This is a genomic window from Parapedobacter luteus (assembly GCF_900168055.1).
GTDB classification, from domain to species: Bacteria; Bacteroidota; Bacteroidia; order Sphingobacteriales; family Sphingobacteriaceae; genus Parapedobacter; species Parapedobacter luteus.
Map to the genome: position 1 here is coordinate 229596 of NZ_FUYS01000005.1, position 22398 is coordinate 251993.

Consider the following 22398-nt stretch of genomic DNA (forward strand, 5'->3'; position numbering starts at 1 on the left):
AGTCGTTATCGCCGTTCGTTTAGCGTGTCAAGATTTTGAGGCATTGATCGCTTCATATAAGGCGTCCTGCACCCGCCCTCTGATGTTGAGGCTGATCAGCTTGTTGCTGACCGTCGGATGCACCCGGTTGGAGAGAAAAATATAGACCAGCTGCGCTTTCGGATCAATCCAGATGCAAGTGCCCGTATATCCGGTGTGCCCAAAGGTGGCATCCGAGGCTAAGTTCGAAGGGTAGTGCTTGGCGGTATCGGGATCCCAGCGGTCAAACCCCAGGCCCCTCCTGCTGGTGGCGGATTGCCTGGAAGTAAATAGGTCAATCGTCTCGGCCTTGAAATAGCGCTCGCCGCCGTAAGTCCCCCGATTGAGCAATAATTGCCCATAGATAGCCAGGTCGTTTGCCGAGGCAAACAATCCTGCGTGGCCTGCGATACCCCCGGCCATGGCCGCTCCCTGATCATGCACATACCCTTGCAGTAAGGTCTTTCTGAACGTTTTGTCGTTTTCAGTTGGCACGATGTGGCTTTTGTCAAAGCGCCGCCTGGGCAGATAACCCGCGGTTTGCATACCCAATGGACGGTAAAACTCTTGCTGGATATAATCCTGTATGGGCAAACCCGTTTGGTGCTCGGCGATCTCTTTCATAACATACATACTGACGTCGCTATATACATACGATCCGGAAGCATTAAGCTTGGACTGGAGCATGGTAGGCCACATGATGTCTTCGTAATAGCCCGTACGGATATAGCAGCTGTCTGCCACTTTCACTGCATAGGCTGCTGATGAGTCCGTGCTGAGATCACCGGATTTCAGGTGCTGGTAAAAAGCGATAAAGGGAACGAAGCCGGCTTCATGGAGCATGATGTCACGCAGTTTGGTGTCTTTCTTGTTGGTGCCCTGGGCTTGGAGCAAGTAATATCCCATGGTGCTGTCCAGGTTGATAATGTCCCGTTCGGTGAGCCGCATAATGGCGGGTGTTGTTGCAGCGATTTTGGTGATGGACGCCAAGTCGAAGATGTCAGACACCGCCGTGCGCCGCTGCCGATCATAGGTATGATAGCCATACGCCTTTTCAAAAATCACTTGGCCGCTTTTGATGGCCATGACGACAGCCCCTGGCGTAGCCCGCTCGCGGATGGCCTCCGCCAAAATAGCGTCGATTTTGGCTTCCAAGCGGGCATGGTCAATGCCCAATGCATCAACGCCGGCATATTCCAGGCGCGTCTGTTCGGTGGTAAAGCCAGCACCAGACGCGTATCTTGCAGAAAAAGACTGTGGCAAGCGTGCCGTGCAGGCCGTTCCCCCAAAAATGGACATCGCCGAATTTTTGACGGCCGTTTCGGTAATTTCGGGATTCCACGCTATTGGGAAATGGACGAAATCCAATTCGGCCAGTTTGGTGCCATCGCCGAACACGGCCAATATCACTTCTTTGCCGACAGCCTGTGCATTGATGAGCTGCAACAGGCGCTTGTTCGCTAAGTCGGCCGTGTTTAGCACAAAAACAAGGGTGTTGTAAAACTTGAGCGCTCCATCGAGTTGACGATAGGCATCGGCCTGAGCAGGTATCGGGAGCGCATCTGCCGGAGCATAGCGCTTCAAGATCTCGCCGAAAACGGAGAGCGCCGGTTCATTGTTATACATGATATAAGCAATATTCCGGCGTTGAAGATCGCGCAGCGGAACAATCCTGGTCTGGTTATTCAATAGGACGGTGTGATTTACCCGTGGCGCGTGCTGCCGGGTATATGCCTCGTGCGCTACGCCAAGGAAAGCCACCAATAAATATACCGTATAAAGTTTCTTCATCGTAGACGAATATCGCTAATTTGCACAAAAAATAGGTAGGTCTTGAAAAATTTGCCACATTTGTAATTCATTTGCCTGTTTCCAATGTTTAATGTCAACAGTTCTTTTTATAAGTTTCTGATGGCTTTGCAAGCTAAGCTGCATGCGGAGTTTAATCTTGAGGCACTATCGCCAAGCGCCTGTCTCCTGCATGCGGACGGAATGCCGGATATTGTTTATTACTTATGCGGCGCCGGGGAACGTATTGCCGTTGACAGCACGGCCCGTTGCATTCACATTGACGAAGACCGCGGTATTAAACAGCCGGATCTACTGCTTAACAGGATTGCTGCACTGGCAGGCCTTGCCCAGCGTATCCATGCTCGGGATACGGTGGTTGCCCGTATTGATAAACAGATGGCTATGGCCTTTCAGGAAGACCATCATCTCCAGGTGGCGCTGCCGGGTAAATACCGTTTCGGGTTGTTCCGGGAAGGTGAGCTGGTGGCTGTGGCCGTATTCAGTGGAGGAAGGAAGATGGACAACAAGGCAGCGGATTACCGCTCGTATGAGCTGCTCCGGTTTTGCCATAAACAGGGAATGCAGGTCGTGGGTGGGTTCAGCAAGCTTATCGACGCCTTTCAGCAGGCGTTTGATCCGGGGGATATCATGACCTATGCCGACAAGGATTGGACGGATGGCAGCAGCTATCGCAAGACAGGCTTCGCGATCGCGGGGGAAACGTCTCCTCAAGTCTTCTGGGTAGATACACGGACGATGCAGCGATACTACGAGCAGGCGCTACCGGTTGAAATTCAGCAGAAGCCCGCGGAAGAACGCAGAAATCGGGGGTTTGTACCTGTTTATAACAGTGGTAGTATCAAGTTGGTGAAAGCATATAAACACGCGTGACGTGAAACTGGTGGTCATCCTCGGCCCGACGGCATCCGGTAAAACCCAATTGGCTGTCGAAGTAGCCAAACGTATAAATGGCGCAATAATCAGTGCAGATTCGAGGCAGGTATATCGAGGGATGGATCTGGGCACCGGCAAGGATCTTGAGATTTATGGCGACATTCCTTATTACTTAATAGACGTTGTAGACGCCGGAGAGACGTATCATGTCAGCCGGTATCGGGAAGATGTTTACGAGGCGTTGGATGCTATCCAAGAGCGGGGCAAACAGCCTATACTTTGTGGAGGTACGGGCTTATATATCCAATCAGTCGTCCAGGGATTTGAATACGACGGTGTTCCGGTTAATGCAGCATTGCGCGATGCGCTGGAGCCACATTCCATAGAAACGTTAACAGCAAGATTAGTGCACCTGCCGATGCCGCCGGGCTTTAAGCCCGACACTAGCACCAAAAAGCGGCTCATCCGTGCTATTGAAATAGCCGAGTGGTGCCAGGCTCATTTGCTGCCGGCGCGTCCCCGGCCAGCGCCGGACGCAGCAATCTTCGGCATCAATCCGCCTGTCGAAACCCGCAGGCAACGTATTACAGCCCGGCTTCGGCTACGGCTTGACAAGGGGCTGTTGGACGAAGTGAAGGCGTTATTGCAAAGTGGCGTTGCGAAGGAACGGCTAACCTACTATGGGTTGGAATACAAATACGCTACCCAATACCTTTCGGGCGAGATGGATGAAAGCACGTTTTTCTCAAGACTGAACACGGAGATACACCGGTTTGCTAAGCGGCAGATGACTTATTTCCGCAAGATGGAAAAGGATGGACTGCGCATCCAGTGGCTGAACCAAGGAACCGTCAACGAGATGGCCGACGAAGTTTTGACGATGTTGCGCGGAAAGCCCGCATAAAAAAAGGGGCTGAGGCCCCCTTTTTCAAAGTTTTATTTCGACATCCTTGGCATTAAAAAAATGAAACTCGGTCAGGTAATAAGACGAAATGGGCTTTACCTTGATCCAGCGTCCGAATTTAAAGTACCATTTCATTCTGCGGGAAATCAAGCCAGACTTAATGTACGCATAAATGTACGGGTGTACACACAGCGTGATATCCTTTTCGTTCTGTTCATGAAGAATGAAACTGAGGTTATTTTCGATATCGTCCATCAGTACAATACTCGATCGGATTTCCCCTGTGCCATCGCATGCAGGGCACTTTTCGTTCGTGACAATGGACATTTCGGGACGTACGCGTTGCCTGGTGATCTGTACCAATCCGAATTTACTTGGCGGTAATATGGTGTGCCGCGCGCGGTCGGCCGCCATGCACTGCTTCAGGTAAGCATGCAATTCCTTGCGGTTGGCGGGCTTATGCATGTCGATAAAGTCGATGACGACAATGCCTCCCATATCCCGCAGACGCAGCTGGCGCGCAATTTCCTTCGCGGCCTCCATATTGACCTGCAATGCATTTTCTTCCTGGTTTTCCTTATTGGCCGTGCGGTTGCCACTATTTACGTCGATCACATGCAATGCTTCAGTGTGTTCGATGACCAGGTATGCGCCGCCATGGAGATTTACCGTCTTTCCGAATGCAGCCTTGATTTGCCGCTCCACGCCGAAATGCTCAAAAATCGGTTCCCGGTGCTTGTACAGTTTAACGATCTTCTCCAAATCAGGAGAGATTTCCTGCACATACGAACGTGTTTCCTCGTAAATCACAGGATCATTCACATAAATGTGCGTAAACTCATCTGTGAGGATATCACGAAGAATTGTCGATGTTCTATCCATCTCGCCGAGGACCTTGTGTGTAGGTTCGGCCATGCGCAGGCGGCTGGTCAAAACCTCCCACTTCGCAATGAGATCCAATAAGTCTTTCTGTAGCTCGGCTACCCCCTTGCCTTCTGATACGGTACGGATAATAACGCCAAAATTGGCGGGTTTGATGCTTTCTACAATCTTTTTAAGTCGATTGCGTTCGGTATTTCCCTTTATGCGCTTGGAAATGGATACCGCACTTGAAAACGGTACTAATACCACATATCTCCCAGCGATGGATAAATCCGAACTTAACCGTGGCCCTTTTGTGGAAATGGGCTCTTTGGCTATCTGGACGGGCAACAACATATTGCGGGTCAATACCTCAGATATCTTGCCGGCTTTGTTGATGTCTTTTTCCAGTTTTAAACTATCAAGCAGCTTCTCTTTGTAACTGCCGTTCTTTACTAATTTGGTAAGCTTGATGAGCGACTGTACTTGTGGGCCCAAGTCCAGGTAATGAAGGAATGCGTCTTTCGAGTATCCGACATCTACGAATGCAGCATTAAGACCAGGCATGATCTTTTTAATCCTGCCTAAATAAATATCACCTACCGCGTAGTTGTTATTCGCCTGTTCCTTGCTGAGCTCTACAAGCTGTTTGTCCTGAAGTAAAGCGATAGTGACCCCCTTTTCGGGAGCCGAATCGATGATTAACTCCTTTACCAACAGCTATTTTTTTTGCAAAGCAGGCAATATTGGAAATAGCATATTCAGCTATCCATATTGCGATTGCGCAATGAATGCCTGCTTTGAATGAAACAATAAAATACGTTTAATCAACACGCCCATCTTCCGGCAGTTCATGTGAGGCAGAGTTCAATTGTGTGAAATCACGCTCATTTATATACCCCAGCCCGGAAGTGGGTCTGCGTCAGGCAAAGTTATTTTTTCTTATGCCGGTTTTTTCTTAAACGCTTTTTACGTTTGTGGGTAGCCATTTTGTGTCTTTTTCTTTTTTTTCCGCTTGGCATAGCTTAATTTTTTTAATAATGAATAAATGAATGATTATTTACTCAATTCATCGATTTTACGATTGATAAACTGAGTGAGGGTTGGATCCGCGGCGAAATCTCGGCTTTTTTCAAAAGCTGCTATCGCTTCGCGTTTCAACCCAATGTTTTCATAACTTGTTGCGAGGTAAAAATAAGATTCGGCATCCGGTTGTATGGACACGACAGTTTTGAACCGATCGATTGCGCGGTCAAACTGCCTCGATTGCATCGAAAACAGCCCCAAACTTTTATTAGCCTCCAGGTGATCGGGGTCGGATTTGACCACCTCCTGCAGCAGTGCGATACCTGCCATGGGATTCGCCGTACCACTTACATACGCGCTGCCTAAACCGGTTTTTGCATCCAGATTGGCTGCATCCAGTTCGAGCGCCTTTTCGTAAGCCTGTATCGCGCGTCCGTTGAGGACAGCAACCGTTGCGGTGTCTTGTAAGTTGGTATAGGCGGCACGGTATGCGTCGCCCGCTTTCAGCCAGTAAGTCAATTGATTGTCGAGCGTAGCGAGCTCTTCATAGACGAATCCAAGTGGCGCTGGCCGATTTACGTCGTCCCACTTGGTTGCAAGCTGCTGCAATAAATCAATCTTTTCCGGACCCGAGGCGCTTGGCAGTTGCGCCTCTATATCTGAGATTTCTTTGATGATGCTGGCATTGAGCCCTTGCTTAGCCTGCTGGGATACCCATTCGAGCGATATATTTGACGCAGCATCGGTATTTGAAACGGCGGTACCTTTATCTTCGTTGACCAGCCCTTTGATAGGTTGCGCCAGCAGAAACCCCATCAGTATCAGGATGGATGTAATGGCGACTATCTGTTTGGTCCGTTGCTGCATGATGGATGCGTTACCTTAAAGGCAGAAATTATTTGTTGCCGGTTTTTACCTTCTCTACAAATGTTTTTGCCGGTTTGAATGTGGGCACGTAGTGAGCAGGAATGATGATGGCGGTATTCTTAGAAATATTGCGTGCGGTTTTTTCGGCTCTTTTTTTCACTACAAAACTACCGAAACCTCTTACATAAACGTTCTCGCCCCCTATCATTGCATTTTTAACGACTTTGAAAAAAGCTTCGACGGTTTCCTGAACATCTACTTTCTCTAATCCGGTCTTGTTAGAGATTTCTGCGATAATTTCTGCTTTAGTCATATCTATATTTTTTGTAATTAATTATTTTTCAACACGTAAGCCCTTTCGATGTTGGGGATGCAAAAGTATCGCTTTAAAACGAGATCTTAAAATAAAATTGTTAAAATTTTGTAAATGAACTGTTTTCCCATTTTTTCGCTAAATAGCGCTACAACGTTTTCGTAGATAATTTATTAAAAAGTGCATAGGATGAGCTTATTTTTTAACTAATATTGGGGTTTGAATACTTATAGACCTTATTTCGATAACTATGGATGGAATACAACAGTTTTCGTTGGCAGGCAAGGTGGTCGTGATCACGGGGGCAACGGGAGTTTTAGGCGAATCATTTGCGCTTGCCACCGCGGCGGCAGGAGCCAAAGTGGCTGTATTAGGGCGTAATCAGGAGCGGGCGGAGGCACGTGTAGAAGCCATTAGGGCCAAGGGCGGAGAGGCGATTGCCGTCATCACTGACGTGTTGGATGAACATGCCGTGCGTGACGCCAAAGACCGTATACTTGCTACGTGGGGTACGATAGATGGCTTGGTGAACGCTGCCGGCGGCAACATTCCCGGGGCCACTATCGGTCCGGATCAGAATCTCTTCGACGCCAAGATCGCCGACACACAAAAAGCGGTAGAGCTCAATTTATTCGGGACCGTGATACCCACGCATATCTTTGGGCGGGTAATCGCCGAGAAGGGAAAAGGGTCCATCGTGAATATCTCTTCATTGGCCGCGCAGCAAGCCATCACCCGCGTGATGGGCTATAACCTGGCGAAGTGTGCCGTGGAGGGCTATACCAAGTGGATGGCCGTCGAATTGGCCCAGCGCTATGGCGATAAAGTGCGCGTCAATGCTATTGCACCGGGCGTTTTCCTGACGGAGCAAAACCGGACATTGCTGACTAATCCGGACGGCACCTATACGGATCGTGCACAACGCTTTGTAAATAACACGGCCTATGGCCGGATGGGGAGCCCTGAGGAACTGACCGGCGCGTTGATTTTCTTATTGAGTGACGCCTCGGGCTTCATCTCCGGCGAAACCATTTTGGTGGATGGCGGCTTTAATGCATGGAGTGGAGTTTGATACGTAGGGTTGTAGAAAAAAGATAAAATATGGCAAAAAAACTTGAACAAACTTGGCGGTGGTATGGACCCGCCGATACGGTATCACTGCAAGATATTAAACAAGCCGGAGCGACCGGCGTGGTAACGGCACTGCACCATATTCCCCACGGTGCGGAGTGGCCGCTGGAAGACATCCGTGAACGGAAAGCCATCATCGAGGCCGTGGGATTGACGTGGAGTGTGGTAGAAAGTGTACCGGTGCATGAAGCGATAAAAACGCGGCGGTCGGATGCCGGGCCTTACATCGAAAATTACCGGCAAAGCCTGCGGAATCTGGCGGCCGAGGGCATTAAAACCATCTGCTATAACTTTATGCCCGTATTAGACTGGACGCGTACCCAGCTTGATCTGGAAATGCGGGACGGGTCGAAAGCGCTGTATTTTGACTGGAATGACCTGGCGGCTTTCGACCTTTTTATATTGAAGCGGGAAGGAGCGGAGCAGGACTATCCGGGTGCCATCAAGGACGAGGCGAAGCGTCGGTTTGAGCAGTATACGCCCGCACAGCTCGATGCATTGAGCGCCAACGTGCTCATGGGCATTCCCGGTGAGCGGAGCATTGAACTGGAAGAGCTGCGGGAGAGCATCCGCGAATATGCCGCCATCGGCTTTGACGGACTGCGGAAAAACCTGATTTGGTTTTTATCGTCCATTGCCGATGTCTGCGAAGAAAATGGTATTCAGATGACCATCCATCCTGATGATCCGCCCTATCCTATTCTGGGCTTGCCGCGCATCGCCAGCAATAAGGAAGATCTGCTTTATATCATACGCGAGCTCGATAAACCCTTTAACGGCATCTGTTTCTGCACGGGTTCATTGGGAGCCGGCGCATCGAATGACATTCCGGCCATTTTCGAGGCGGTAAAAGAACGGGTTTATTTTGTGCATCTCCGTAACGTAAAAAAGGACGAGCAGGGCAATTTCTTTGAGGCTGATCACCTGGACGGCGATGTGAACATGTATGCGGTGATGAAAGCCCTGACGGCCGAAAACCAACTGCGGAACCGCGCCATACCTTTTCGGCCGGACCACGGACACCAAATGCTGGATGATCTGCAAAAGACCACGGCTCCCGGTTATTCGGCCATCGGCCGTCTGCGGGGGCTCGCCGAGCTTCGGGGGCTGGAGTTGGGAATTCTTGGACATTAATCGCTACCAAATAGAATAGCCATGGCTTATTTTCTCCATGATAATTTTTTGTTGCAGTCGGATACGGCCGAAGTGCTTTATCATGATTATGCGAAGGGGCTACCCATCATAGATTACCACTCGCATCTTCCGCCTGATGCGATTGCTACTGACGCGAACTTCCGCAATATCACCCACATCTGGCTTGCCGGCGACCATTATAAATGGCGTGCACAGCGGGTATTGGGCGTTTCTGAAAAATACATCACAGGCGATGCAGACGACCGGGAGAAGTTCAGGAAATGGGCCGAAGCCGTACCCTATACATTGCGCAATCCGTTGTACCACTGGACCCATATGGAACTGAAAAACCCGTTTGGCATCCACGAGCTGCTCAGCCCCGATAATGCGGATGCCATCTTTGACAGTACACAGGCACAATTGCGGGCGCCGGAGTTTTCTCCCCGTGGTTTGCTACGGCACTTTGCCGTGGACATGGTGGGTACGACAGACGATCCAGCGGATGATCTCCGGCATCACCAGGCCATTGCCGAGTCTGGTTTTGGCACCAAGGTGCTGCCCACCTTCAGACCCGATAAAGCCTTCCAATTGAGTAGGGGCGATGATTACCGCCACTATATCGAACGGTTGCAGGCGAGCAGCGGTGTAGCCATTGTCGATATGGACACGTTGCTGGATGCGCTTTGGAATAGGGCGTATTATTTCCACAGCCAAGGGTGCCGGATTGCCGATCACGGATTGAGTTGTCTACCCCGGAGAAGCAGCTCCGCCGTCTCGTTGGATGAGGTTTTTAAGCAGGTGCTTAATGGAGATGATCGGCTTGCCGCCGAATATGAAGAGACATTTACATACACGATCCTGTTCGAGCTGTGTAAATTCTATCACGATAAAGGCTGGGTGCAGCAGTTTCACCTCGGGCCGCTGCGCAATACCAATAGCCGTAAGCTTCGCGAATTGGGCGCGGACACGGGATATGATTCCATCGGTGACTTTCCGCAAGCGGAAAACATGCAGCAATTTTTCAACGATCTGGAGGAACAAGGCTGCTTAGCTAAAACCATCGTCTACAACCTTAACCCGTCAGACAACGCTGTATTTGCAGCCATGATGGGCAATTTCCAAAGCGAAGGAATAAAGGGCAAGATGCAATTCGGTTCGGGCTGGTGGTTTCTTGATCAGTTGGACGGCATGACCCAGCAGATGAACACGCTTTCCAACATCGGATTGATCAGTTGTTTCGTTGGGATGTTGACGGATTCACGCAGCTTCCTGTCATACTCGCGGCACGAATATTTCAGGCGCCTGCTTTGCAACCTATTTGCCGAAGACATCGAACGGGGACTGTTGCCAAGAGATATTGGTTGGACGGGCAAGATTATACAAGATATCTGCTATTACAACGCTAAAGCTTACTTCGGTTTGCCGAAAAGTTAATGGTAGGGTATAAAAACCCTAAAAATCAAAATTGTACCGGAAGCTGAGGAAAAATCCCATTTCGCGGAATTTGTCATAGCCCGAGCTGTTGGTGTTGCTTGGTGGCTGGAACGTTACGCGTGGGGAAACATCCGCAAAAAAGCCGCCGTCGATACGGAAGTGCTCCCCTATCGGGAAATAAGCGCCCAGGTGCCCCCCCAGATTAAACGGGTGTCTATAGGAAGTCGTCAGGTGGCTTCCCATATGCCTTTCAAGTGGAGCCTGGCCGTTATCGCCAGCATCAAAGTCGCCGGATAATTGGTAATAAACATCCATACCGACTTTAAATCCTACCACATCAAACGGTTTATATGTCAGCGAAAGAGGCAGGTGCAGCGCCCAATACCGGAACGTTTTGGTGGCACCGAGCCTCGGGAGCAAGGGATCGTTTGGATTTTCGGGAACCAGCTGTCTGATGTTGTCATTCCATATTCTGAATCCGCCCGTACGGATAGCTAAGCCGGTTTCCCAGCCGAAAAGGTTTGAGCGCCTAAAGTTACCGTTCACCGCGACTCCTGCCATACCCAATGCTATGGGTTTATTGACATACCGAAAAGGCATCGCCTCTTCTTCGTTCCCGGGCAAACTGTATACGAAATCGTCCATCGTATATCCCAGATTTCGCATATCCGTGATGCCGGAGCCAATGGAAACCGACCAAACAACGGGCTGCTGGCCGAACGAGGAAAAGGGGGCGGCAAATAAGGCTATCCATAGCAAGAAACAGAAACGTATATTACAGCTTTTTTCCATCATTTAGCGTTCATGTGTTTAGCGGCAAACCAATGTAGCCGGACTACGCAAATCTAATCATTTGTTTTGACAACAACGGATCGGTACACAACGACACACGAAATTTGCCATTTGGGCCATGCGCGGTCTCTGCTGTTTTATCTGGCCCAGCCGACTTTTCTTTTCCAGGCGTCAGCTTGGTGTTTTCTTTTGTCCATGTCTTTCGGTGGCGTTTCACGCTCGTGTTTTGCCCGTTGTCTTATTAAAATGGTCTGTTCTTCGAGCGTGTTAAGTCCGATAGCTCGTCTTCGTTTGTTCACCCTGTCGATCCGGTCGTATCGAGCGGGGCTGAGCTCCCCGTTTTCGTCCCAATCAAATTGAGTTCCGTAAAGCTGTGGTTTCCCTTCAAATACGGCTATTCGATCAGTTAAGTAAGCTAAGCTTCTGGGGTCAGCACGATGCTCACTAACGGCAGTCTTCAATAGTTCCCTGCATCTTTTCATAAAGTTGGGCTGTCCGATTGCATGCTGAATGACCAGCCAGGCCGCTTCACTCGCTTCTTCACCTACTTTGTCAATAGTCGGGTAGCCAATTTTGTCTATGATATCATTTAACAACGTTGCATTCCGGTTATGCAGTTCCTCCATTTCCTCATTATACCCTTCTCCCAGTAGTCCGTTTTGCACAAGCCTTTGCCTGAGTGCCAAATCGGCATCGCGTAGGTCAATGATTCTCTTGGCAATGTTTTTATAGTCCATTACGTCTTCGCTTACTTCGGGTTATTCAGGGACCTCATCGCCCAGCCTAACCCGCAACCAGACTCTTTATGAGTGCAATGCATATATCAATCCGGATTACAAATTTAATGGTTTTAATGCCAAAATTCCGACCGGCCGAACCGGGCTGGGGGCGGCAAATTAGATAAGCAGGACAACTCAGGTTCTTTGATCGAGATAACGGCGTATAGCTAATCAGGAAGCGATGGATTTATGACAACGGTCCATTAAATAGCATTAGCAGTTTGTCTAAGCCGCGCCATGCCAACTGTCATTGTGGAATAGGGAGATTATGAAGTTTGAGGAAGGATAATTTATCCCAATAACCACGCTGAAAAGTAATTTTGTCATGTTGTATTTGAAAGAAACCACAACCACGCAAACCGTTGGGGTCTTTCCATTCTAAAATTGCCCAGTCTCCGTCTGCAAAAATGTTTTCGGGAATACAAGTCATTTCGGCTGTTGCAAATTCGTCTGCGAACATTTGTTTGATCGCCGCTTTTCCAACAACCGGCTCATTGGCGACTTGATGATTGATTGCATGGTCAGCATACAGGTCGGAGATAGCTTCCACGTCCGCCTTATTAAAGGCATCAATCCATTTATGTAATGTTTCTTTTGGTGTCATATTAGCAACACATTAGAAGAAACATCGGGGCTTCGTAAGTGCGTTCGATGACTAATATTTTCCTGTTCATTGCTTATGTTGTTTAAATCAGGGTGTTCACTTCATCATTTTTGCTTGGTTTGTGGGAACTTATCTCTTACAAGATTAAGTTCAATGCCGAACTCCAACCAGGCTTTTAGCCCATCCAGTACCGTTGTAAATCCACCTGTATTGTCTTTGATAGCTTGGATAAGGTCATCACCGGCTTGAAGGAAGCCATAATTTTTGATAATAACATAAGTGGTATTGCCGGTCAAAGCCGTAAACTCGAAATCGACGGTTGTAGCCGGGTCATCCCATTCAATGGATATTTTCTTGTCGGGTATGATTTCCTTTACAAACACATCGCTCGAAACATTGTACATTTCCCATTGCCACTTTATCGCCTTTCCCTCTTCAAGTTTTCCACTTGATTTGGTAAACCAAAATCTGGTGGTAATGGTAGGGTCGATAAATGCTTCGAAAACTTCTGCTACTGGTTTCCTTATCATCATTTGACATTCTACCGTTGGCAATTTTTTAGTTTCCATTATTTTGATTTTTTATTGTTGTCAAGAAATTTGCCCAACGCGTCCAATTTGGTTTCCCAAAATTGTCCGTACTCTGTTATCCATTCATTTACTTCGTTCAGCTTTTCCAATTTTGCTTCGCAGATTCGCTCGCGTCCTTGTTGCTTCATCGTCAGCACACCACATTCTACCAATATTTTTAAATGTAGCGATATAGCTTGTCGGCTTATATCAAACTGTTCAGCAATAGTATTGACATTGACAGGTGCTTTTGCATCATACCGATAATGGCTCTTCGGGTCTGCAATAGCCTGAAGAACATCTCTTCGCGCCTCCATAATACGCAAGCGTTTGCTTGTAAATATAAAAGCAAGTATTTGCTTGCGCAAGATTTTCTTCTTTTTTGAAAATTCAGTCTTCGCAAAAATTAATAAAAAACTTGGCTGTATGTTATTGCTTTTCGTTTTATGGAGGATTGGGGGCGAAAGGATTTATTATGCAAAGTGCTTTAAGCAACGGCAAATGCTTTCACAGCCCCCTTTCTTTGTTCTTCTTCGTAATCCACGGCTTGTGTATCAGGTAAAAGACTGAATAATTCGAACTGCAAACCTTAGAGGCGCAGTAGCGCAACGGCGCGGCGGGAAGCCATAACCTGCTGCGCCTCGTTTAATGGATTGTTAACCTTAGGTTAACAACGTGCTGCTATCTTTACCGCCGAAGCATGGCGGCGCTTATGCAGAATCATACGACCGAAGAACTTTTTCATCTGGCCAAAACAGGGGATAATGCGGCTTTCACAGCCCTGTATCGTCGTACCTGGCAGCCGCTGTACGAACTCGCTTACCGTAAGACGAAGGACGAAGACGAAGCAAAAGATATTGTTCAGGATATCTACATCGTGCTTTGGCAGAAGATCGACACCATCGAGCTGCAAGGATCGGTAGCGGCGTACCTCTATAGCATGGCCAAATACGAAATTATTCGCCGTATGCGGCAGTTCTTAAAAGCCAAGCAGCATCACTACGATTACCAGCAGCTGATCGACTCCATGGTGGCACCAAGCTACCAGGCGATCTTTGCCGACGAGCTGAAGCAGCGCCTGAAAAGTGAAATCGAGGCGCTTCCGGAACGGCAACAGCGCATATTGCGGCTGCACAGCGAAAAAAACTATACCACACGGGAGATCGCCGACGAGCTTAACATCGCCGAGCAAACCGTAAAAAATCAGCTGGTACACGCACGGCGCAAGGTGCGTAGCGGGATCAAGGCCGGAATCTTATCGTCCATTTTGCTTTAAGTTGCTGCGATCACAATTCTGACATCATTTCTTAACAATTTCATCATCATTACCCATAGGTACTCCCCTCGCATTTTTTACTCATGTGGGTAAATAAACGCGGAGATGACAAAGCAAGCAATAAGCGATTTGCTGGAGCGCTACCTAGCCGGCCGGTGCAGTCGGGAGGAGCGGGAGTGGATTGACCAATGGTTCGACCAGCAGGAACCGGTCACGACGGCGTTGACGGAGTCCGATGCCGACCGGCTGGCCGAGGAAATCCTCGCGGCCATCAATGAACGGACAGTAGCGGCTGAACGCCGGACTGGCATGCGGGTAGGCCGGAAGGCATGGTGGCGGGGGGTGGCTGCCGCCATTGTCCTGCTGGCGGGCGCAGGCTACCTGTTGGTAAGTCAGCGGGACAGCACGCCTGCGCAGGAGCAACTACCTGTTCGCTCGGTTTTTACATTACACACCGAACCCGGTCAGCGTGCCCGGCTCACCCTGCCGGACAGTAGCGTTATTTGGCTGAATGGCCGCTCGGCCATCCGCTACGATAAGGTGTTTGACGGCGCGATACGGGAAGTTTTTCTGGACAGTGGGGAGGCCTTCTTTGAGGTGCAGCACGACCCCACCCGGCCTTTTGTGGTGCATGCCGGCGAAGTGGACACCCGGGTACTGGGTACGTCGTTTAACGTGGAGGTGGCGAACCACCGCAACGAATACCAGCTTACCGTAGCAACCGGAAAGGTAAGCGCAGGCACCGCGGAAGAATTGCACGTGCCCGCCACGGTGTTGGAGGCGGGGCAGCAGCTGGTTTACAACCGTAAGGCCGGCAGCCATGAGGTGCGCACCGTCGATCCGGCAGATTACAGCGCCTGGACGCGGAAGGTGCTCGTGTTCCACCATGCTCCATGGCCGGAGGTTGCTGCGCGGCTAAGTGCTTGGTACGGTGTGGACGTGCAGTTGCAGCTACGCCGGGGTGCGCAGGAAACATTTACGGCACGATTCGAAGATCCATCGCTGGCAGCGGTGCTAAACGCCCTGCAGAAGATTAACAAATTCCATTATACCATTAACAGGAAGGAGGTCCGCATTACTGATTAACCACACTACCCGAAAAAAGGCCAGAACTGCTGACAACAATTCCGGCCGAGAACGTTTTCAATTGCTTTTCTACAAACAAATCAAAAACAACAAGTAAAGATATGCGAAAAATACCAAAACTGCATACGTATATAGGTTTATTTATGAAATCATCAGTAGTGACTCTCTGTGTAATTGCCGCGACTGCCGGCACGTTACTGGCTCACCGGAGCGACGCGCAGGAGGCGGCAAACACCATGATACAGTTTTCATCGAAGCGGCTGTCGCTCATTCAGGTGCTGGAAACCGTGCAGGAACAGTCGGGTTTCAACCTGATCTACAGTCCCACGCAGATTGATGGAGATCGCGTTGTCGAAATACCGGCAGCAGAAACCAACCTGGAGGCCCTCCTCCACTATTTAACGGCCAATGCACCCATTGTCCATGAGATCAAAGGACAAAACGTTTACATCAACCGCAGGCAGCAGCCGGGGCGCGTGACCGGCAGGGTCGTCGATGCGGAGGGCAGGCCGCTGACGGGGGCGAGCGTCAGCCTCGTCGGGGCAAATGCTGCGACCATGAGCGGGGAAGATGGTAGCTTTGCACTGCGTATACGGCCGGGCACCTACACGCTGCGGGTGAGCTATATCGGCTATGACGCCTATGAGCAGCGGGTAGCCGTTGCAGAAAATGAAGATACGCCGGTCAATGCGATTCTGCGCGGAACGGGCCAACTGGCTGAAGTGGTGGTCAGCTACGGTACACAGCGCCGCCGCGAGATCTCTGGAGCGGTTGAAGAAATTAGTGCCGCCAATTTGCAGGACATGCCGGTCGGGCAGTTCGCCCAGCAGCTGCAGGGCAGGATTGCCGGTGCACAGATTTACCAGACCTCAGGGCAGCCGGGAAGGGGAATGTCGTGGCGGATCCGCAATGCAGCCTCCCTCTCTTCGGGAAATTCCCCGCTTTTTGTGATCGACGGCATGCCGATAACGGGAAGCATAAACAACATCAACCCGGCGGAGATCGAGTCGTATACCGTGCTGAAAGATGCCGCGGCAACGGCGCTATATGGTTCCAGGGCTTCCAACGGGGTGATTTTGATCACTACGAAACAGGCCCGGCCCGGCGATGCGACCAAAATCGAACTCAACACCAATGTGGGGATCCAGCACATTCCAAGCCGCGGCGTGCCCGTGATGATGAACGCCCGGGAATATGCGACCTTCATGAACGAGCGCTACCAGGATATGATCCGGTATGAAGGGTACACCGGCGAAATTCCGGAAGTATACCAAAACCCGGAACGGTATGGCAAGGGTACCGATTGGTTTTCGTTGCTGACGCGCACGGCGCCCATCCAAAATTACGACCTTACCTTTACCAGTGCAGGCGAGCATTCCACCTCCTCGGTGGTAGCGGGTTACCAAGACCAGCAGGGCGTGGTTGTCAATTCCGGTACCAGGCTGTACTCGCTGCGCATCAACCAGAACTACCGCATAGCTGACGATCGGCTGCAGATCGGCTTCAACTTAGCGCCGAGCTACCGGCTGGACCACAACAACCGGCTGGCGGATTGTATTCAGGGCATTGTGCAGAAGACCTCGGAAGCCAGTCCATTGATCGATCCGTATGATGAAAACGGCAACCTTGTAAAACATGCGAATTCGCCGGGCATGGTCGGCTACATTAACCCCTTGGCGCGGTATACCGAAGTGATTGACGACTACATCACTACACGCATCTTGGGAAATGCCCGCCTGAACTACCGCATTTGGGACGGCCTGCATGTGAAAGGCCTGTTCGGCGTGGATAAAGGCGCCGAAACGCGACAATTTTTTTCGCCGGCGCTGATCAACGGAGATGATATTTCCACCGGCACGAGCAGCTCGGTGGATAACTATAGCTATACCGCGGAGGCCAACCTGAACTATCATAAGACCTGGAAGTCGCACGATATCGATGTGTTGGCTGGGTATTCCTTCCAGTCGTTTAGGCAAAAGAATAATTCCGTAACCGGAAGAAACTTTTCGAGCGACGACGTGCCATACCTAAATGTAGCTGCTAACATTACCGGCGGGTCGAGCAATGCGGCGGCCTACAGCCTTCTTTCGTACCTTGGCCGGATAGACTACAGCTTCAAGCGCCGTTATTTACTTAGCGTTTCCATGCGTCGCGATGGGTCCAGCCGTTTTGGCGAAAACCAGAAATATGGGTCGTTTCCTTCCGTTTCTGCGGGATGGATCATCAGCGACGAGGCGTTTATGGATGCTTGGAGCGGCACGCTGAGCATGCTCAAGGTACGGGGCAGCTATGGTATAACCGGAAACAACAACATTGGGAACTACACCCATGTCGCCCGGCTTGGTGGCTCCGATTATGTGGCCAACGGGGCGCTGGCTCCGGGTACGACCATTACCGCGCTAGGTAATACCAACCTGGCCTGGGAACGGAGTAAGCAGCTCGACGTGGGCCTCGACGTGGCGTTTCTCAACGATAAGCTGTTTTTTACGTATGACTACTACCGAAAGCTGTCGGATGGGCTTATCCAAAACCGGCCGATTCCACAGGGTTCGGGCTATTCGAGCATCACGTCGAACGTCGGCGAAATCCGCTTTTGGGGGCATGAGTTTAGCGCCGGTGGCCGATTCGACTTCGGTAAACTTCACTGGAATACGGCATTCAATGTTTCGTTCAACCGCAACCACATTGTCTCGCTCGTGAGTCCGGGGTACTTCCGCCGGAACAATACGACCAGCTCGGATTATTTCCGCAACCAGGAAGGGTACCCGCTTGGCATGTTTTTCGGATATGTGTTCGAAGGCCTGTACCAGGATGCTGACGATCTGGCAAACTCGCCTAAGGAAGCCAATTCGGACGTGGGTACCATCAAAATGCGCGACATCAACGGCGATAACATCATCGACGAAAATGACCGCACGTTTATCGGCGACCCCAACCCGAACATGCTTTTTGGCTTGACCAACAATTTTACCTATGGCAGACTCGACCTGGGAATTTCCATGGCCGGCGCCACCGGCGGGGATATCATCCTTCCTGCTAAATGGGCGTATCTGACGAACATGGACGGCGCGCGTAACCTCTTGGCGGAAGCGGCGGACCGCTGGCGGTCGGAGGAAAATCCCGGGTCGGGCAAGTTTCCACGCACGAAGACCGGTACTACCGGCATTGGCAGGCAGGTCAACTCGCAATGGGTGGAGGATGGCTCATACTTGAGCGTCAAAAACATTACCCTGGGTTACCGGCATCCGATTAAAAATGCGGGTCCCATCAAGCAGGTTCGCCTGTATACCTCCGTCCAGAATGTGTTTATCCTCACCAACTACTCGGGGATGAATCCGGAGATCAGCCTTAACGGCCTGGACGGCACCAGCATCGGGATTGATGAAAACGCCTATCCCGTGCCCCGCACATTTTCCTTTGGCTTAAACCTACTTTTTCAATAACCGATTAATGGACTGTACTCATGTTTAGATATATTTATATTTCTCTGATCGCCACGGCATTGCTGTTCGTGTCGTGTGAACACGCGCTGGATCTGATACCTGAAGACCAGGTTTCGGGCGGCAATTTCTTCAAAACGGAGGCCGACTTTACGCAGGCACTGAATGCGGCTTACCATCCCCTGCGGGTTGTTGGGCCGGATTATTACGTCAGTGAAATGCGGTCCGACAATACGCACTACGAACATAACCCGGCCATCCAGGGGACAGCAGTGACCATGCGCTCGGACATCGCTAATTTTACCAATGACGCCAGCAATAACTACTCCAACCAAATGTACTATGAAAGCTATAGGGGGATCTCCCGGGCCAATATCATCCTCGGACAGATCGACCAATCGGCATTGAGCCAGGAGGCAAAGGACCGCTTCAAGGGGGAGGCGCTATTTCTGCGCGCGTTTTACTATTTTAAGCTGGTGCGTTATTTCGGTGGCGTGCCACTCTACCTGCAGCAAGTGACCAACGAGGAGGAAGCCTTTCTTCCGCGGTCGCCAAGGGCGGAGGTCTACAACCAGATCGTTGCTGATGCCCGGCAAGCCATCGATCTGTTGAACGTCCCGTCCGGCTTCCCCCAGTCGGGTTATGCAACGAAAGGATCGGCCACCATGCTGCTGGCCGATGTGTATGCCACGTTGGGGCAATACGGCGAAACCGAAAAATTGCTGCTCGATCTGGGTACGATGGGGTATGACTTGCTTAATAACTATGCGGACGTGTTTTCGACGGCAAATAAAAACAGCCGGGAATCGATTTTTGAAGTGCAGTTCATGGAGGGGCTGGAAACGGGTATGCAAAGCAACTTTATCTACATATTCCTTCCGAAATGTTATAACACGTCCCTGATCACCTTCGGTGTGCCCACACGCAATACCGCCACGGATGGCGGGGGAGGATGGAATACCCCGACGCAGGACCTGATTAATGCCTACGAGCCGGGCGATCCGCGCCTGGAGACATCCATCGGTATCGCCGAAGGTACTTATGACGGTAGCTATTACTTTACCCTGGAAGCGGACAAACCTGTGACAGGCTACGAAGCACCCGTGGGTAAGGTGGGCGTGCCGTACATCAAGAAGTACCTCAATCCGCACAGCAACCCCAACAATACCGACGACAACTGGCCGGTGTATCGCTATGCGGATGCGCTGCTGTTGCTCGCTGAGGTTCAGAACGAACAGGGAAAGATCGCCGAAGCGCTGGTGCACCTAAACAAGGTTCGCAACCGGGCGATGCCCGACGCGACGCCACTGGCGACGGGTTCAAAGGAAGTGCTGCGCGAGCTAATTCTCCATGAACGCCGCGTGGAGCTGGCCTTTGAAAACAAGCGCTGGTTCGACCTGATCCGTGCTGACAAGGCCGTGGAGGTCATGAATGCCTATGGCGAAGCGATGAAACAGCAACATTCCTACTTGCTGCCGGCTTCGTATCAAGTCGATGAGCGTAAGCTGCTGTACCCGCTGCCATTTGCGGAAGTGGGGGTAAATCCTGAATTGGCAAACGATCCAGATAACCTGTAATCGATGAATATGATGATAAAAAAATTGATAAACCTGCTCTATGCCGCGGTACTGATAGCGCCCGGGGCTGTCTATGCGCAACCTGCTGAACACGCCGGACAGACGAAGACGTTTTCCATTGCCGTTATCCCCGACACCCAGTACAACACGGAGGAAAGCCAAGGGGGTAATAATGCGCTGTTTGAAAGCATGATCCAGTGGGTGCTGGACAACCGCGAGAAAGAAAATATCGTATACTTGGCGCATGTGGGCGACATTACCGACAAGGGTGATCGCCAGCCAGAGCAATGGGTTAATGCGGCGAAGGCTCTGTATCCACTCGAGGAACCGCTTCCCGGCCTGCCGCACGGCCTCCCGTATGGCTTGGCGATCGGTAACCACGACCAGCATCCCAGCCAGTTTGCGGTAACCGGCAAAACGGAAAACTACAATAAGTATTTCGGGGTGGACCATTTTAAGGGGCGCGACTACTATGGCGGGCATTTCGGCGACGATAACGACAGCCACTACGACCTTGTCTCTGCTGGTGGGTTGGACTTGATTATCATCTACATTGAATACGACGCTTTTGACGAACAGCAGGATGCCATGAACGACTGGGCGGTGGAATTGCTGCAGCGCTACAGCGATCGAAAGGCGATCATCGTGAGTCATTACATACTGGGTTTCAATCCGGTAGCCGGTAGTAATGTCGCCGGACCGGCGGCCTTCGGTAAACAGGGCCAGCGGCTGTACGACCGGATCAAGACGCAACCCAACGTGTTCCTGATGTTGTGCGGTCACGTGGGCGCCAATGGCGAAGGCTACCGGCAGGATACCTATGCGGGGCATACCGTCAAGACGATGCTGTCGGACTACCAGAGCCGGCCGATGGGAGGGAACGGCCTCATGCGGCTGCTGACGTTCGACCTGGAAAAAGACGTGCTGCATGTGCGTACGCTGTCGCCGTACCACGGGTTGGAAGAAACGGACGACGACAGCCGGTTTACCGTGCCGCTCTTCCGCGAAGCTGCTGCCAGTCGGCAGTTCGATTTTAACTTCGATGGCAAAGCGGATATTTTTCGATTCGTGGGCGGCAACTGGTATGACGCCGAAGGGATCAAAGCATCGCTGGGCCAGAAAGACGATATTCCCGTGCCCTCGTATTACCGCCACTTCGGCAAAACCAGCCCCGCGGTGTACCGCCGGGCAGAGGCGGCATTTTACCTGAATGACTGGGAGGCGACCCCACTGGGCGAGGTGGGCGACGTGCCGGTGCCGGCAGACTACGACGGCGATGGCGTCGCCGATGTGGCCGTATGGAATCCGCGTACCGCAGAGTGGTTGGTAGCCGGAAGTGAACCGGTAAAGCACGGGTGGGCGGAGTCGGTGCCTGTGCCGGCCGACTACGATGGAGACGGTGCTGCCGAACGGGCGGTCTGGCGATTCAGCAACAACACGTGGTACATTGCAACGGTGGGTAATGTGCCGTTCGGCGAAAAGGGCGACGTACCGGTACCGGCGGATTACGACGGCGACGGTAAAGCCGATATGGCCGTCTGGCGCCCCGCGACCGGCGAATGGCTGGTCTATGGACAGGAGGCCCCCCTGGCTACGCTTGGAAAACGGGGAGACCTGCCCATACCGGGCGACTACAACGGCTCGGGCAGGGTGCAGGCAGCCGTGTTTGATCCGGCGGAAAAAGCGGTGATCCTGGAGGATGGAACACGTATTCCCATGGAAGCGTCCATCGACGAGGTGGTCAACCTGCCATATGCGATCAAAGCCTATTACCTCGAACTGCTAAAAAAGTAAACCGCCGTATACGTTAATTGCCAAAATCCTGTCCCGCAACCGCGGGACAGGATTTTGTTTATGCGGCAGGTTTATCGTTGACGATGCCTAAATTTTATGGTGATTTTG

General features: G+C 51.1%; 19 protein-coding genes. 10 read left to right on the forward strand and 9 right to left on the reverse strand.

The annotated features are described in order from the left end of the window. Nucleotides 1-27 precede the first annotated feature (27 nt). Nucleotides 28-1809 (reverse strand): serine hydrolase domain-containing protein, encoded by a 1782-nt coding sequence (locus B5X72_RS12085; protein WP_079717157.1) that lies wholly within the window; start codon nt 1807-1809, stop codon nt 28-30. Between the two features lie 120 nt (nt 1810-1929). Here B5X72_RS12085 and B5X72_RS12090 point away from each other — a divergent pair, with 120 nt between their 5' ends. Together B5X72_RS12090 and miaA are read left to right on the forward strand one after the other, a co-directional pair. Continuing rightward, nucleotides 1930-2700: a hypothetical protein gene (locus tag B5X72_RS12090; protein ID WP_139378670.1), complete on the forward strand. Its 771-nt coding sequence runs from the start codon at nt 1930-1932 to the stop codon at nt 2698-2700. Between the two features lies 1 nt (nt 2701). Next, nucleotides 2702-3607 carry a tRNA (adenosine(37)-N6)-dimethylallyltransferase MiaA gene (miaA, locus tag B5X72_RS12095; protein ID WP_139378671.1) on the forward strand — a complete coding sequence of 302 codons (906 nt, stop codon included), beginning with the start codon at nt 2702-2704 and terminating at the stop codon, nt 3605-3607. 24 nt (nt 3608-3631) lie between these two features. Here miaA and B5X72_RS12100 read toward each other — a convergent pair whose 3' ends face one another. The 3 genes from B5X72_RS12100 to B5X72_RS12110 all read right to left on the reverse strand — a co-directional run bounded on the left by B5X72_RS12100 (nt 3632) and on the right by B5X72_RS12110 (nt 6674). After that, nucleotides 3632-5185, reverse strand: coding sequence for an Rne/Rng family ribonuclease (locus B5X72_RS12100; protein WP_079717160.1), 1554 nt, complete (start codon nt 5183-5185; stop codon nt 3632-3634). Between the two features lie 339 nt (nt 5186-5524). Continuing rightward, nucleotides 5525-6361, reverse strand: coding sequence for a tetratricopeptide repeat protein (locus tag B5X72_RS12105; RefSeq protein ID WP_079717161.1), 837 nt, complete (start codon nt 6359-6361; stop codon nt 5525-5527). A gap of 28 nt (nt 6362-6389) precedes the next feature. Further along, on the reverse strand, nt 6390-6674 hold the full coding sequence (locus B5X72_RS12110; protein WP_079717162.1) for an HU family DNA-binding protein: 285 nt from the start codon (nt 6672-6674) through the stop codon (nt 6390-6392). Nucleotides 6675-6924: 250 nt separating this feature from the next. Between B5X72_RS12110 and B5X72_RS12115 the strand changes: the two genes are divergently transcribed. From B5X72_RS12115 to uxaC, 3 genes are read left to right on the forward strand one after another with little or no spacing between them, the layout of a single operon-like run. Beyond that, a complete protein-coding gene (locus B5X72_RS12115) occupies nt 6925-7746 on the forward strand; it encodes an SDR family oxidoreductase (RefSeq protein ID WP_079717163.1) in 822 nt (273 codons plus the stop codon). A gap of 29 nt (nt 7747-7775) precedes the next feature. Continuing rightward, nucleotides 7776-8939: a mannonate dehydratase gene (uxuA, locus tag B5X72_RS12120; RefSeq protein WP_079717164.1), complete on the forward strand. Its 1164-nt coding sequence runs from the start codon at nt 7776-7778 to the stop codon at nt 8937-8939. A gap of 21 nt (nt 8940-8960) precedes the next feature. Beyond that, the gene (gene uxaC, locus B5X72_RS12125; protein WP_079717165.1) at nt 8961-10373 is read left to right on the forward strand and encodes a glucuronate isomerase; all 1413 of its coding nucleotides are present in this window, start codon (nt 8961-8963) and stop codon (nt 10371-10373) included. A gap of 18 nt (nt 10374-10391) precedes the next feature. On the opposite strand, the gene B5X72_RS12130 is transcribed toward uxaC, so the two are convergent. The 5 genes from B5X72_RS12130 to B5X72_RS12150 form a co-directional block, all read right to left on the reverse strand. Then, on the reverse strand, nt 10392-11168 hold the full coding sequence (locus B5X72_RS12130) for a hypothetical protein (RefSeq protein ID WP_079717166.1): 777 nt from the start codon (nt 11166-11168) through the stop codon (nt 10392-10394). Between the two features lie 134 nt (nt 11169-11302). Continuing rightward, nucleotides 11303-11902: a DUF6624 domain-containing protein gene (locus B5X72_RS12135; RefSeq protein WP_079717167.1), complete on the reverse strand. Its 600-nt coding sequence runs from the start codon at nt 11900-11902 to the stop codon at nt 11303-11305. Between the two features lie 289 nt (nt 11903-12191). Next, nucleotides 12192-12548: a nuclear transport factor 2 family protein gene (locus B5X72_RS12140; RefSeq protein ID WP_079717168.1), complete on the reverse strand. Its 357-nt coding sequence runs from the start codon at nt 12546-12548 to the stop codon at nt 12192-12194. 104 nt (nt 12549-12652) lie between these two features. Further along, nucleotides 12653-13117, reverse strand: coding sequence for an SRPBCC family protein (locus B5X72_RS12145; RefSeq protein WP_176146187.1), 465 nt, complete (start codon nt 13115-13117; stop codon nt 12653-12655). Beyond that, a complete protein-coding gene (locus B5X72_RS12150) occupies nt 13117-13485 on the reverse strand; it encodes an ArsR/SmtB family transcription factor (RefSeq protein ID WP_245826932.1) in 369 nt (122 codons plus the stop codon). The genes B5X72_RS12145 and B5X72_RS12150 overlap by 1 nt, the downstream gene beginning before the upstream one ends. A gap of 344 nt (nt 13486-13829) precedes the next feature. On the opposite strand from B5X72_RS12150, the gene B5X72_RS12155 reads away from it, so the two are divergent. The 5 genes from B5X72_RS12155 to B5X72_RS12175 all read left to right on the forward strand — a co-directional run bounded on the left by B5X72_RS12155 (nt 13830) and on the right by B5X72_RS12175 (nt 22290). Beyond that, a complete protein-coding gene (locus B5X72_RS12155; protein WP_176146188.1) occupies nt 13830-14393 on the forward strand; it encodes an RNA polymerase sigma factor in 564 nt (187 codons plus the stop codon). Nucleotides 14394-14498: 105 nt separating this feature from the next. After that, entirely contained in the window at nt 14499-15479 is a 981-nt protein-coding gene (locus B5X72_RS12160; protein WP_079717171.1) for a FecR family protein, read from the forward strand. A gap of 143 nt (nt 15480-15622) precedes the next feature. Next, on the forward strand, nt 15623-18922 hold the full coding sequence (locus B5X72_RS12165) for a SusC/RagA family TonB-linked outer membrane protein (protein WP_245826933.1): 3300 nt from the start codon (nt 15623-15625) through the stop codon (nt 18920-18922). 20 nt (nt 18923-18942) lie between these two features. After that, nucleotides 18943-20496 (forward strand): RagB/SusD family nutrient uptake outer membrane protein, encoded by a 1554-nt coding sequence (locus B5X72_RS12170; RefSeq protein WP_079717173.1) that lies wholly within the window; start codon nt 18943-18945, stop codon nt 20494-20496. A 9-nt stretch (nt 20497-20505) separates the two neighbouring features. Next, a complete protein-coding gene (locus B5X72_RS12175) occupies nt 20506-22290 on the forward strand; it encodes a metallophosphoesterase (RefSeq protein ID WP_176146189.1) in 1785 nt (594 codons plus the stop codon). The last annotated feature ends 108 nt before the right edge of the window (nt 22291-22398 follow it).